Genomic DNA, 12735 nt, shown 5'->3' on the forward strand with positions numbered 1-12735 from the left:
TTTGCCATGCGCGCCTTGCGGGTCGGCCTGCTGCCTGGGCGGCCCGCAATGATGTGACGCTTGGCGCGGTGATGGGGTGCGACAGGAAGGACGAACGACTCTACCACGGCGGCCATGGCATAACTGCGCATGGAAAGCGGGTGGAGGTTCTGGCGCCGCGCGATCCCTCGCGCGAGCCCGGGCATTACGCCATCGGCAACTGATTCGTCACGCAATGAATTCCGCCGCCGCCTGACGCGATGGCGTCGATATCCAGCTGCACCACCTTGCGCCCCGGATACAGACGCGCCATCAGATCGCGCGCCTTCGCGTCCGCTTCCATATCGCCGAATTCCGGTGCGATGACGGCGCCGTTGATGACGAAGTAGTTGATGTAGCCCGCCGCGAAGTCGGGGTTGTCGCGCAGGAACTTGCTGCGCCGGGGCTTGAGCGGCGGGCTCACGGTGTGGATTTCCAGCGGCTTGCCGTCGGCATCCGTTGCGCGCCGGAGGATCTCCAAGTGCTTGCGGGTCAGCGCGTAGTCGTAGGACTCGGGGTCCATGTCGAGGTTGGCGACGACGACGCCGGGCCGGGCGAAGCGGGCGTAGAAGTCGACGTGGGCATCGGTGATGTCCTTACCCTTGATGCCGGGCAGCCAGATGATCTTGCGCAGGCCCAGGCAGCGCTTTAGTTCCTCTTCGACTTCGGCCTTGCTCCAGCCGGGGTTGCGGTTGGAATTGATCCAGCTGCTTTCGGTCATGATGCCGGTGCCGCGGCCGTCGACTTCGATGCCGCCGCCTTCGCCGACCAGTTCGCTTTGCAGGTATTCGGTGTCGGTGACCTCGGTGGCTTCAGCGGCGATCTTGGCGTCGGCGGTGTGGCGCTGCTTGTTGCCCCAGCCGTTGAAGTTGAAGTCCACGCCGGTGGCCGCGCCCCGCCCGTCGAGCACGAAGTTGGCGCCGATGTCGCGCATCCAGATGTCGTCCAGGCGGGTTTCGACGAAGCTGACGTTGTCGGCGCCGCAATGGCGTTCGGCCAGGCTGCGTTCGCGGGCGCGGCAGAACACGGTGACGGGCTGGTGGGCGGCGATGGCGCGGGCGATGCGGCCGAGCGCGGCCTGGACGTCGGCGGTGAAGTCTTCCCAGATAGCGTCCTGGGCGCCGAAGGCGATGAAGGCGCGGGCCTGGGGCGCGCCTTCGTCGGGCATGTGCCACCGGGGCGCTGGCGCCGCCCGTGCGCCGGGGGCGAGCAGACCCAGGCCCAGCGAGGCGGCGGCCTGGACGCCCATGAGCGTGGCGGTGTGTTGGATGAGTTGGCGGCGGGTGGGCACGTCGGGCTCCTGGGATTCTGGAAGATCGATAAAAAATGGTTATGTTTGAGTCAAAGGTGCGCACCTCTTGAATTGCAGTGTATTTCCCGCCTGGCCGCGCGGACTAGCGATATATTTAGTGGAATTCTGATTAGCAGGGCTTATTGATATGCTCAAGCAATGGCCTCCCCTGAACGTGCTGCGCGGCTTCGAGGCGGCCGCCCGCCTGGGCAGCTTCCATAAAGCGGCTGACGAGCTGCATCTGACGCAGTCGGCGATCAGCCAGCAGGTGCGCAGCCTGGAGGACTATCTGGGCCAGCCGCTGTTTTTCCGCCAGGGGCGCGCCGTGTCGCTGACGGATGCGGGCTGGGATCTGCTGGGCACGACGCAGGCCATGCTGCAGCAGTTGGCAGCCGGCATCCGCAGGCTGGACCAGTACCGCAAGCCGAATCAGCTGATCGTGAACACCAGTCCGGCGTTTTCGCGGCACTGGCTGCTGCCCAGGCTGGAAGCCTTCCGCACCCTGCATCCCGAGGCGGACCTGTGGCTGTACACCAGCGATGCCGCGCCGGACATGGGCAAGCAGACCATAGACATCGCGCTGCGCGACGACCTGGGCCCACAGGCCGATTGCGCGTTCCGCGTGCTGGTCGAGGACCGCATGTATCCAGCCTGCCACCCTCGCCTGTTGGCGGCCGAGACGCGCGCCACGCTGCATGGCGAACGCGAGATGGATTGGAGCCATTGGGAAACGCAAGGCGGCGCCGACGTGGGCCAGCGCGGCCAGGGCATGAATTTTTCCGACCCAGGCCTGTTGCTGGATGCGGCGCGCGAGGGCCTGGGCATGGCGCTGGTCAGCAGCTTGCTGGCCGACCGCTCGCGCCGCGACGGCTCGTTGGCCGCGTTGACGGAGCAAACCGTGCGCGGTCCGAAATGGGCGTTGCTGGTGCATCGGGACAGCGAGGACGATCCGCTGACGCGCGCGTTCTGCGAGTGGGTGTCCGAAGAACTGGACGCGTCGCGCGAGGACGGCGGCGCGGCAGCCTAGGCCTTGTCTCTCAGGTTGCGATTTTCATCACGGTGTTAAGTTGTAGACCCATCGCCACATGCGGCGCATTCCAGAGCAAGAGATTCCTCGATGTCCCATTTGCAATCTACGCGTCCCGTCGCGCTGGTCACGGGCTCTACCTCCGGCATAGGCGAGGCCATTGCCCGCCGCCTGTCGCGGGACGGTTATGCGGTGGTCGTGCATTCACGCCGTTCGGCTGAAGCCGGCCATGCCTTGGCGCGCGAGCTGGGCGATGCTGTCTACGTGCAGGCGGATCTGGCGAACGATGCCGACCGGGTCCGGCTGGTCCGGGAAGCCGTCGCGGCATGGGGGCGGCTGGACGTGCTGGTCAACAACGCTGGAATCAGCCAAGTCATTCCCCATGCGGACCTGGCCGCGGCCACGCCGGACATCTGGCATGCATTGCATGAGGTCAACGTGGTGGCGCCGTTTCGCCTGGTGGCCGAAGCGCAGGCCGCGTTGCAAGCGGCGGCGGCGCATGGCCGGCCGGCTTGCGTGATCAACGTGAGTTCGCACGCGGGTATCCGGCCCAAAGGCGCTTCCATTCCCTATGCGGCGACCAAGGCGGCGCTCAACCATGTGACGCGCTTGCTCGCGCTTTCACTGGCGCCGCATATCCGCGTGAATGCGGTTGCGCCGGGCCTGGTGGACACGCCGATGACGGCCGATTGGACGCAGGCGCAAGCCTTGTGGCGCGACAAGGCGCCGATGCGCCGGGCGGCCAGTCCGGAGGATATCGCGCAGGCGGTCGCCATGCTGGCCGCGTCGGATTATCTGACCGGCGAGATCCTGCTGTCCGATGGCGGATTGAATCTCACATAGCAGCACAAGCCGCGCGGGCAGCGCAGCCGTTGGGAAGCCGGCTTGCGCGCCCGGCTGGCAGCAATGCCGGCCTTACTTCTCCGCGTACTTCTTGCTGGCTGTGTCGTAGGCGTAGACGACGGCATCGCCCGCGCCCAGTTGGCGGGTCTTGTCCGGGCCGGCGATTTCCGTGCCGCTGCGCTTGACGGTCACGCGCGGCATGTCGCTGCCGCCATGCGCGGAGAAGACCAGTTCGCCCGAGCTGGCCACGCAAGGCATGACGTCGCCTTCGGCGCAGGCCGCGCTATTGTCTTCGCCGGTATTGATGCTGCCTACATAGGTCCAGCCCGCGCCTTCGTCCGGACCCGCCGGATTGAAGACCAGCAGCGCGTAGCCGCTGAAGCTGATGCCGTTGTCGAAGCCTTCGGTGGGCACGGCCAGCAGCAGCTTGCCGGCGGGCGTGCGGTACTCCACCGGCTTGCGGCGGGTGTCGACGTCTTCCGGTTTTTCGTAGGCGCCGAACTCGCCGACCGAGTGCTTCATGCCGCGGAACTTCCAGGGACGGTCGGGCGTGGCGCCGGTCAACGTGTACGTGGCTTCGGCCAAGTTGACCTGAGTGCCGGGCCCGACCTCGTCTTCGCCCGGCTTGCCGTAGCGTTCGCGCGTGTCCCAGGTGAAGCCGGTGTAGTAGCGCGTGCCGCCCAGTTCGAAGGCATGGCCGAACCAGAAGGTGGCGATGCTGCCGTTGGCGACTTCGTAGGAATCGGCGCCCTTGCCGTCGATCTGGTAGATGGAATACATCACCGTGGGCACATCGGGCGGTGCAATGGCGGCGGCCTGGGCGGTGGGCGGCAGCGCCGCGGCGCCGGCGGATTCAGCGGCGGTTGCGGCGGGGCTGAACAGCGCGGCCAGGGTGGACGCCAGCAGGCCGGCCATGGCGGTGCGGAGCAAACGGCCAGGGGGGGGGATTTTCTGAATGGTTTTCATGTGTCGGACATCTTCTTGTCGGCCTCAGGCGGGAAAGCCTTGTGATCGCCTGTCTCTGTCTGTGCGGCGCCATCCTAATCGCCCGTTGCAATCCGCGTCGGACAACAATTTGCCAATTGTGTCGGACTGCAATGCATGGAGCGCCCCTGGCTAGTCTGCCACGGAATCGGCGTTTTGCTCGGGGATCGTAGGATGGGTGTGGCGCAAGAAAGACGTGGCGGACAGAACTGTCCTGCAATGCGTGAAACCCATCGCCCGTTACGGGACGGGGATGGGTTTCGCGCGGCGTTTTCCCTCAGTACGTCGCCCGCAGGTTCAGCATCACGCTGCGCGGCTCGCCGTAGTAGTTCGAACCGTAGGCGGCCCACACGCGCTGGTAATAGACCTTGTCGAACAGGTTGTTCACCGTCAGCGTGCCTTCCAGGTGCTTGTTGAAGCGGTAGCCGGCTTGCGCGGACACGGTGGTGTACGGACGCTGCTCGAACTTCACCGGGCCGTTCAGGCGGTACATGCTGCTGACGCTGCGCACGCCCGCGCCCAGCGACAGGCCTTCCAGCGTGCCGGTGGCGAAGGTGTACTTGGTCCACAGGTTGAAGGTGTGGCGCGGCGTGATGAAGGCGTACTGCTGCGACTTCTGTTCTTCCGTGCCCTTCAGGGTCTTGGTGGTGGTGTAGGCATAGCCGGCGGTGATGTCCCAGCCGGGCGCCGGGCTGCCGCTGATTTCTGCCTCGAAGCCCTGGCTGCGCATCTTGCCCGCAGCCATGGAGAACAGCGGATTATTCGGGTCCGTCATCGAGCGGTTCTCGTCTTCCATGCGGAACAGCGCGGCGTGGCCGTTCAGGCGCTTGTCCAGGAATTCGCCCTTCAGGCCGATCTCGAACTGCTTGCCGGTGCGCGGGTCCAGCAGCTGGCCGTTGACGTCGGTGACGGTCTGCGGCGTGAAGATGCTGGTGTAGCTGGCGTAGGCCGACAACTGCTCGTTCAGGTCCACCACCAGGCCCAGATAGGGCGTGAACTTGCCGTTGATCTTGTCGCTGGTGTTGGTGAACTGGTTGAAGTAGGCGTTGCGGTTCTGCGTGCGGTTTTCCCACCAGGTGAAGCGGCCGCCAGCGATGATGGTGGCCGCGTCGGTCACGCGCAGATTGGTGCGCGCATACAGGCCGTACTGATCGGTCTTGCTGTCGTTGCCGTTGGTGAACTGGTAGTCCGGCTTGGGGATGTTGTTGTTGGGGTGGTAAAGGTTGGTGTCGGCGTTGTCGCCGCCGCCGTAGCGGAAGTTCTTGTGGACGTTGCGGTAGTCGGCGCCCACGGTCAGCTCGTGCTGGCGGCCGAAGGCTTCAAAGGGCGTGGCGACGAAGGCGTCCAGGCCATAGGTCTTCCAGTTGCTGCGGTACTTCCAGCTGACGAGGCAGGTGTCGCCGGTGATCGGGTCCACTGCGCAGTCGGACCAGCCGAACTCGCGGCTGGGCTCGTCCTGTTCGCGGTAGATGCCGCTGACCTTGATGCGTCCGCCATTGGCCAGGCGGTGGTCCACGTCGGCGAAGTACTCGGTGACTTCCTCGGTGATGTGGTTCCAGCTGGGGTCCAGGTTGGTGGAACGGCGCACGTCCAGCAAGCGGCCGTCGGTGTAGCCGGGCAGGCCGAAGAACGGGCGGCCCTTGTATTGCTGGTAGGTGGCGCCGGCGGTCAGGACGGTGTCGGGCGTCAGGTCGAAGCTCAGGGTGCCGTAGAACAGCGGCTTCTCGGTGTACACGCCGTCGACGAAGGATTTGCGGTCGTCATAGGACGCCACCAGGCGGCCGCGCAGGCGCCCATCGCTGTCCAAGGGGCCGGTGATGTCGGCCTCGGTGTAATAGCGGTCCCAGGAGCCCGTCATGACCTGGCCGCTGAAGGCGAATTCCTTCTGCGCGCGCTTGCGCACCAGGTTCACGGTACCGCCGGGATCACCCGCGCCCTGGTACAGGCCCGAAGGTCCGCGCAGCACTTCGATGTGGTCGTAGATGGCCAGTCCGAAGCCCGAGGACAGGTCGTTGCCGGTGCTGGCCGGCGTGTTCACGCCGTCGACCTGGATCGTGTCCAGCGCATAGCCGCGTGAGTAGAAGTTGCCATGGTTGCCGCCGATGCTGCCCGCTTCCACCGTGATGCCGGTGACGGTGCGCATGGCGTCGTCCAGCGTGGTCAGGTTCTGGTCGTCCAGCAGCTGGCGTGTCACCACCGAGACCGATTGCGGGATCTCGCGCAGGCTTTGCGCGTTCTTGCCGATGGTGACGGCGGGGGCGGTGTAGGACCCCGTGCCTTCGGTGACGGTGAGGTCGCGGCCGGTGACCGTCACGGGCGCCAGGGTGGTGGCATCGCCGGTGGATGCGTCGGCCGGCCGCCGCACCACGAAGCCCGAGCCGCTCTGCACGGCCACCAGGCCGCTGCGCGCCAGCAGGCGGTTCAACGCGACCTGCGGCGTCATGGAGCCGGATACGGCGGGGGCGCTCAGGCCGGCCACCACGTCGGGGCTGAACAGCACCTGCAGCTGCGCCTGCCGGCCCAACGCCACCAGCGCGTCGGCCAGGCTGCCGGCGGGCAGGTCGAAGCTTTGCGCGACGGCGCTTTGCGCATGGGCCGCGGATGGCGCCAGCGCCTGGACCGCCAGCGCGGCGCTCATGGACAGCGCGCACAGCAGCGCGTAACGGCCGGCGCTCAGCCGACGATGAAAATGGCGTTGCGCCATGGACTTTCCCCAGTCTGGAAGTGGATCTTCAACTGGGGAAGACGCGCCAGCCGCCAAAACCCGAACCTGTCTAATTAAAAATAATTCTTAATTCTTGTCTTCAGCGGCTGCCGATCACCGCGGTGCCGTCCGGACGCCGGCTTACCGTCACCGGCAACAGGCCGGGCAGCATGTCCAGGACGGCGTCCGGCTGGCGCAGATCCAGCGTGCCGGACAGGCGCAAGCCCCGGGCGCGCTCGTCGGCGAAGCGCAGCGGCGTGTCGCGGTACAGGGCCAGGTAGCCGGCCAGCTGCTGCAAGGTGGCGTCGTGCATCACCGCCACGCCGCCCTGCCAGGCGCCGATCTCGCTGGCGGGCACCTGCTGGCGGCGCAACAGGCGCGCGTCGGCTCGCGACAGCAGCACCGTGTCGCCGGCCTGAAGCGTCTGCGCGGCGGGGGCGTTGGCGCCTTGGGCGTTCAGTCTGACTTCGCCGCTGCGCACACCGACCTGCAGCACGTCGGGCAGCAGCAGCACGTTGAACTCGGTGCCGATGTCGCGCAGTTCCGCGTCGCCCGCGGCCACGATCAGCGGCCGGCGGTCGGGGGCGGCATCGATGTAGACCTCGCCGCCCTCGACGCGGATATGGCGTTCGGCCATCGTGTAGCGCACGGTCACGCGGGTGCCGACGTTGGCATGCAGCCGGGTGCCGTCGGGCAGGTCCAGGTTGCGGGTCTGGGTGGACGCGTTGGCCACGGATTCGTAGCTGATGGGCACGTACTGGTAGGCGGCGGCCGCGATCAGCAGCATCGCGGCCAACGCACCGCCCCAGCGCAGGAAGGCGGGGCGCCGCGTCGGCGCTGACCACGCGCGGGGCGGGGACTGCGGCCGTCTGCGCGACGGATTCTGCGTGTGGTTGGCCGGCTGCGAGTGCACCCGGGCGGAGTCCGGGCGCGGCAGCGCCGCCATGTCCTCCCACACCAGCTCGAGCCGCTCGTACTCCCGCCGATGTTCGGGCGAGGCTTGCAGCCAGGACTGGAAGGACTGTTCGGCGCTGGCGTCGGACGCGCGTTCCCGGCGGCGCATGAACCATGCGCTCGCGGCCTCTTCGACAGCGGACAAAGGTAGGGATCGGGTCATGGCGTTTCGCCGTGGACACGGCGCTTGCAGTGCGCCAGCGCCAGTTGCAGGTGCTTCTCGACCGCTCGCACGCTGATGCCCATGTGGTCGGCGATGTCCTCGCAACGCAGCTCATCATACCGATAAAGCAGAAAGGCCTCGCGCTGGCGCGGCGGCATCTCGTCGATGGCGGCCTGCAGCAGGCGCAGGCGCTGGCTGGCGTCGGCGCGCGCCTCGGGCTGCAGGCCGGCGGGGGCGGCCAGGCCGACTGCCGTGGGCTCGAAACCCTGGTCGTCCAGGCTGGCCACCACATGTTCATCGCGCACGCTCTCGCGGCGCCAATGGTCGCGCAGCAGGTTGCGGGCGATCTCGTACAGATAGGCGCGCGGCTTCTCCGGCGGCGTGGCGCCGTCATGCGCCGCCAGCCATTTGGCGAAGGTCTCCTGCGCCAGGTCCTGGGCGGCCTCGGGCGAACGCTTGAGCTGGCGGTTCAGGAAACCGACCAGCTCCGCGTTCCACGCCTTGTACGCCTCGGCGATCACGCCGAAGAACCGCTCCCCCATGATGCCCCTGTCGATGTCCGGCGCCGGGTTCTGTGACCTGGGCGCGTAGGCATGGCTTGATCAAATGATAATGATTCTTATTATATCAAGATTATCAAACGCTGCTGCCGGGGAGCGACGCGGCGAGGAATAGGCGGGGCAATTCTGAAAAGCTTGAAAGCACGACCGTGCAGGGCGCCGCCGGCAGAATGACCGCCTTGCCATGGGAAACGTACTCGATGGAGGCGGATGATATGAAGCAGCGAGATCTCTACGCGGAGCTTGCCGAGGGTTTCGACGCGCTGTTCACGGCGCGCACCGCATCAGGGCGCGTGCAAGCTCCTGAGCTTCCTCAGCTCCGGAAACCACCGCATCCACAACCCCGCCACGGCGATGGTGCCGACCCCGCCGATCACCACCGCCGGCACCGCGCCGAACGCGGCGGCCATGACGCCGGATTCGAATTCGCCCAGCTGGTTCGAGGCGCCGATGAATAGCGTGTTCACCGCGCTCACGCGGCCCAGCATATGGTCGGGCGTATTCAGCTGCACCAGGGACGAACGCACCACCACGCTGACCGCGTCCGCCGCGCCCAGCACCACCAGCGCGCCGATCGACAACGGGATCGAGGTCGACAGGCCGAATACCGTGGTAGCCAGTCCGAACAGGATCAACGCGCCGAACAGCAGCCGGCCCACGTGCTCGCCCAGGCTCAGGCGCGCCAGCGTCAATGACATCAGCGCGGCGCCGCAGGCGGGGGCGGCGCGCAGCGCGCCCAGCGCCCAGGGACCGGCGTTGAGGATGTCCTTGGCGAAGATGGGTAGCAAGGCCGTGGCCCCGCCCAGCAGCACGGCGAACAGGTCCAGCGACAAGGTGCCCAGCAGCAGGCGACGCTGGAAGATGAAGGTGATGCCGGCGAACAGCGTGCGCCAGGTGGTCGGTTCCTTGCGCGGCGGCGCGCGTTCGATGACGAGCGTGGCGATGGACGCGAAGGCCGACAGGTACAGGGCCGCCGCCACGCAATAGATCCACCCTGCCCCCAGCCCGTAGCCGACGCCGCCCAGCGCAGGACCCGCGATCTGCGCGATCTGGCCGCCGGAGGACGCCAGCGCGGTCGCGCGCGGCAACCATTCGCGCGGCACCACGGCTGGGATCAACGTGGCCAGGGTCGGCGCTTCAAAGGCGCGGGCCGAACTCATGATGATGATGGTGGCGTAGATCAGCGTCTTGCCGCCCACGCCATGCAGGGCCGCGATCGCCAGCACCAGCGTGGCCAGCGCTTCCAGCGCCATGCACACCGCCACGATCTTGCGGCGGTCATAGCGGTCGGCCACATGGCCCACCACCAGGGTCAGGACTGCCATGGGCAGGAACTGCGCCAGGCCGATCAGCCCCAGGTCCAGCGCGCTGCCGCTCAGCGCATAGATCTGCCAACCCACCGCGACCGAAACGATCTGAAAGGCCAGCGACGCGCCGATGCGCGCGAACAGGTAATGCAGGAAGGCGGGGCGTTGAAGCGGACTGGGAGAGTCGGGGGCAGGCATGGAGGATGGCGCGATGGGCGCGCGACGGGCGCCGGACCCCGCATTCTAGGGACAAGTCGCTGACGGGAAACTAAGAGCGGCTCATGTGTCCCCGGCCGGGCCCGCCGTCACGCCTTGGGCCAATACGTCCCAAAGCTCCACAAATTGCCTTCCGGATCGCGGCAGGCGAACTCGCGGCTGCCGTAGGCCGTGTCGTACGGTGGGGTTTCGATGGTGGCGCCCGAGGCCTGGACCTGCGTATGCAAGGCGTCGGGATCGTCCACGGCCAGATACAGCGCGTCGGTGCGGCGTCCTTGCAGGTCGCCCACCAGCTTGCCGTGGGCGTCGTCGCGGTCCGGGCCCAGCATCAGCATGGAACTGCCATAGGCCAATTCCGCATGTTGCACGGCGCCGTCGTCGCGGTAGACGGCGTGCTCGGTGAACCCCAGCACGCCGGTCAGCCAGCGGATCATCGCATCTGCGTCGCGGCAGCGCAGGGTCGGAAACAGGCGGGGCGCCGCCGATTCGGGTGACTTGGCACTCATCATGGGTACTCCCGTGGATAAGCAGGAGCGCCCATGATGCACCCGCGGGCGGCGCGGAGGATGACGATTTTGTTACTGCGCGCCTGGCTACTCGCCGATGGCGACCAGCTCGGCTCCTTCCGCCACCTGATCGCCCACGCCGTAGAACACTTCCGAGACCTTGCCGTCGGCGGGCGCGGAAATGGTGTGCTCCATCTTCATGGCTTCCATCACCAGCAGCGGCTGGCCCTTTTCCACGGTGTCGCCAGCCTTGACCGAGATCGAGATGATCTTGCCGGGCATGGGAGCCGTAAGGCCGCCGCCGTGTTCGCCCTGGGTGTCCTGCGAATGCGCCAGGGGATCGTACAGGTCCAGCACGTGCATGCCGCCTTCGCCGAAGACGTGGGCTTTTTCGGCGTGCAGCACGACGGTGCCGGCGCTTTCATGGCCGTCCAGCGTGATGCGCAGGCCATAGGCCAGATTGGGGTTGGCGCTGGCGTGGGCGCGCCACAGGAAGGCTTGCGGGCCCGAGCCGCTGTCCAGGGTCCAGGCGCCACCCTGGCGGGCGACGGTGACGTGGCGGGTCTCGCCGTTGTCCACCCATTGCAGCTGGCGCTGGTAGCGGCCGCCCAGGCGCCAGCCATCGCGCGAGTCCCAGGGATCAGCAGGCTGCTTGCCGCCGGCGGCGCCCGGCTGCGCCAGGCCCTGGCGCACCAGCACGGCGGCGCAGGCCAGCGCCAGCGTGGCGGGACTGGCGGCTTGGGGTTCGGGCAGCAGCGTGGCGCGCTGGCGTTCGATCAGGCCGGTGTCCAGGGCCGCGGCGGCGAAGGCGCTGTCCTGCATCAGGCGCGACAGGAAGGCCACGTTGGTCTGCACGCCCACGGCCTGCGTCTGGGCCAGGGCCTGCAGCATGCGGGCGCGGGCCTGGTCGCGGTCGGCGCCGTGCACGATCAGCTTGGCGATCATGGGGTCGTAGAACGGCGTGATGGTGTCGCCCATGCGCACGCCGCCGTCGACCCGGATGTCGCCGTTGGCGAACGCGGTGTGCGCCGGCAGCCCCAGGTAGGCCAGCGTGCCGATGGATGGCAGGAAGCCCTTTTCCGGATTCTCGGCGTAGATGCGGGCCTCGATGGCGTGGCCCTGGATGCGCAGGTCTTCCTGGCGCGCGGGCAGCGGCTGGCCGGCGGCCACGCGCAGTTGCCATTCGACCAGGTCGTGGCCCGTGATCATTTCGGTGACCGGGTGCTCGACCTGCAGGCGCGTGTTCATTTCCATGAAGTAGAACCGGCCGTCGGGTTCGGCGATGAACTCCACCGTGCCCGCACCCACGTAGCCCACGGCGCGCGCGGCGGCCACGGCGGCTTCGCCCATGGCGCGGCGGCGCTCTTCGGTCATGCCGGGCGCGGGCGCTTCCTCGATCACCTTCTGGTGGCGGCGCTGAACCGAGCAATCGCGCTCGAACAGGTAGACGCAGTTGCCATGCGTGTCGGCGAACACCTGGATTTCGATGTGGCGCGGCTTCTGCAGATAGCGTTCGATCAGCACGCGGTCGTCGCCGAAGCTGGAGGCGGCCTCGCGCTGGCAGGAGGCCAGGGCGTCGAGGAACGCGCCCGACGATTCGACCACGCGCATGCCCTTGCCGCCGCCGCCGGCGCTGGCCTTGATCAGCACGGGGTAGCCGATGGCGTCGGCCTGGGTCTTGAGGAATTGCGGGTCCTGGTTGTCGCCGTGGTAGCCAGGCACCAGCGGCACGCCGGCCTTTTCCATCAACGACTTGGCGGCGGACTTGCTGCCCATGGCGGCGATGGCGGAGGCCGGCGGGCCGACAAAGGCGATGCCGGCTTTTTCGGCGGCTTCGGCAAAGGCTTCGTTCTCGGAGAGGAAGCCGTAGCCGGGGTGGATGGCGCCCGCGCCGGTATCGCGCGCGGCTTGCAGGATGGCGTCGGCGCGCAGGTAGCTGGCGCGCGGCTCCGAGCCGCCGATGTACACGGCCTGGTCGCAGGCGGCGACGTGGCGGGCGTTGGCGTCGGCGTCGGAATACACCGCGACGGTGCGGATGCCCATGCGGCGGGCGGTGGCGGCCACGCGGCAGGCGATTTCACCGCGGTTGGCAATCAGCAAAGTGTCGAACATGGATGTCATCCAGGCTGAAATTATTCTTGGGCTGCAATGGGGGCGGCCAT

10 protein-coding genes are annotated in these 12735 nt (G+C 67.5%); 2 read left to right on the top strand and 8 right to left on the bottom strand.

What is annotated here, in order from left to right; translation table 11 throughout:
* Window positions 1–184: 184 nt before the first annotated feature.
* Window positions 185–1309 carry an agmatine/peptidylarginine deiminase gene (locus DXK93_RS08465; RefSeq protein WP_119449827.1) on the bottom strand — a complete coding sequence of 375 codons (1125 nt, stop codon included), beginning with the start codon at window positions 1307–1309 and terminating at the stop codon, window positions 185–187.
* Window positions 1310–1457: 148 nt separating this feature from the next.
* On the opposite strand from DXK93_RS08465, the gene DXK93_RS08470 reads away from it, so the two are divergent.
* The gene (locus DXK93_RS08470; RefSeq protein ID WP_119449828.1) at window positions 1458–2336 is read left to right on the top strand and encodes a LysR substrate-binding domain-containing protein; all 879 of its coding nucleotides are present in this window, start codon (window positions 1458–1460) and stop codon (window positions 2334–2336) included.
* A gap of 90 nt (window positions 2337–2426) precedes the next feature.
* Window positions 2427–3179 carry an SDR family NAD(P)-dependent oxidoreductase gene (locus DXK93_RS08475; protein WP_119449829.1) on the top strand — a complete coding sequence of 251 codons (753 nt, stop codon included), beginning with the start codon at window positions 2427–2429 and terminating at the stop codon, window positions 3177–3179.
* Between the two features lie 72 nt (window positions 3180–3251).
* Here DXK93_RS08475 and DXK93_RS08480 read toward each other — a convergent pair whose 3' ends face one another.
* From DXK93_RS08480 to DXK93_RS08510, 7 genes are all read right to left on the bottom strand, one after another.
* On the bottom strand, window positions 3252–4094 hold the full coding sequence (locus DXK93_RS08480; RefSeq protein WP_233564520.1) for a hypothetical protein: 843 nt from the start codon (window positions 4092–4094) through the stop codon (window positions 3252–3254).
* Between the two features lie 346 nt (window positions 4095–4440).
* Entirely contained in the window at window positions 4441–6867 is a 2427-nt protein-coding gene (locus DXK93_RS08485) for a TonB-dependent siderophore receptor (RefSeq protein ID WP_119449830.1), read from the bottom strand.
* A 100-nt stretch (window positions 6868–6967) separates the two neighbouring features.
* The gene (locus DXK93_RS08490; RefSeq protein WP_119449831.1) at window positions 6968–7984 is read right to left on the bottom strand and encodes a FecR domain-containing protein; all 1017 of its coding nucleotides are present in this window, start codon (window positions 7982–7984) and stop codon (window positions 6968–6970) included.
* Window positions 7981–8526 carry an RNA polymerase sigma factor gene (locus DXK93_RS08495; RefSeq protein ID WP_054455634.1) on the bottom strand — a complete coding sequence of 182 codons (546 nt, stop codon included), beginning with the start codon at window positions 8524–8526 and terminating at the stop codon, window positions 7981–7983. The genes DXK93_RS08490 and DXK93_RS08495 overlap by 4 nt, the downstream gene beginning before the upstream one ends.
* 302 nt (window positions 8527–8828) lie before the next feature.
* Window positions 8829–10049: an MFS transporter gene (locus DXK93_RS08500; protein WP_175181651.1), complete on the bottom strand. Its 1221-nt coding sequence runs from the start codon at window positions 10047–10049 to the stop codon at window positions 8829–8831.
* Between the two features lie 107 nt (window positions 10050–10156).
* On the bottom strand, window positions 10157–10576 hold the full coding sequence (locus tag DXK93_RS08505; protein ID WP_225589257.1) for a VOC family protein: 420 nt from the start codon (window positions 10574–10576) through the stop codon (window positions 10157–10159).
* Window positions 10577–10660: 84 nt separating this feature from the next.
* Window positions 10661–12685 (bottom strand): acetyl/propionyl/methylcrotonyl-CoA carboxylase subunit alpha, encoded by a 2025-nt coding sequence (locus DXK93_RS08510; protein ID WP_119449833.1) that lies wholly within the window; start codon window positions 12683–12685, stop codon window positions 10661–10663.
* Window positions 12686–12735 lie beyond the last annotated feature (50 nt).

Source organism: Achromobacter sp. K91 (assembly GCF_003576205.1).
Taxonomy (GTDB): Bacteria; Pseudomonadota; Gammaproteobacteria; order Burkholderiales; family Burkholderiaceae_B; genus Achromobacter; species Achromobacter aegrifaciens.

Excerpts from the sequence above, each read along its gene's own strand:
- DXK93_RS08470 (WP_119449828.1), top strand. The coding sequence starts at position 1,458 with ATGCTCAAGCAATGGCCTCCCCTGAACGTGCTGCGCGGCTTCGAGGCG.
- DXK93_RS08475 (WP_119449829.1), top strand. The coding sequence starts at position 2,427 with ATGTCCCATTTGCAATCTACGCGTCCCGTCGCGCTGGTCACGGGCTCT.
- DXK93_RS08480 (WP_233564520.1), bottom strand. The coding sequence starts at position 4,094 with ATGGCCGGCCTGCTGGCGTCCACCCTGGCCGCGCTGTTCAGCCCCGCC.
- DXK93_RS08485 (WP_119449830.1), bottom strand. The coding sequence starts at position 6,867 with ATGGCGCAACGCCATTTTCATCGTCGGCTGAGCGCCGGCCGTTACGCG.
- DXK93_RS08490 (WP_119449831.1), bottom strand. The coding sequence starts at position 7,984 with ATGACCCGATCCCTACCTTTGTCCGCTGTCGAAGAGGCCGCGAGCGCA.
- DXK93_RS08495 (WP_054455634.1), bottom strand. The coding sequence starts at position 8,526 with ATGGGGGAGCGGTTCTTCGGCGTGATCGCCGAGGCGTACAAGGCGTGG.
- DXK93_RS08500 (WP_175181651.1), bottom strand. The coding sequence starts at position 10,049 with ATGCCTGCCCCCGACTCTCCCAGTCCGCTTCAACGCCCCGCCTTCCTG.
- DXK93_RS08505 (WP_225589257.1), bottom strand. The coding sequence starts at position 10,576 with ATGATGAGTGCCAAGTCACCCGAATCGGCGGCGCCCCGCCTGTTTCCG.
- DXK93_RS08510 (WP_119449833.1), bottom strand. The coding sequence starts at position 12,685 with ATGTTCGACACTTTGCTGATTGCCAACCGCGGTGAAATCGCCTGCCGC.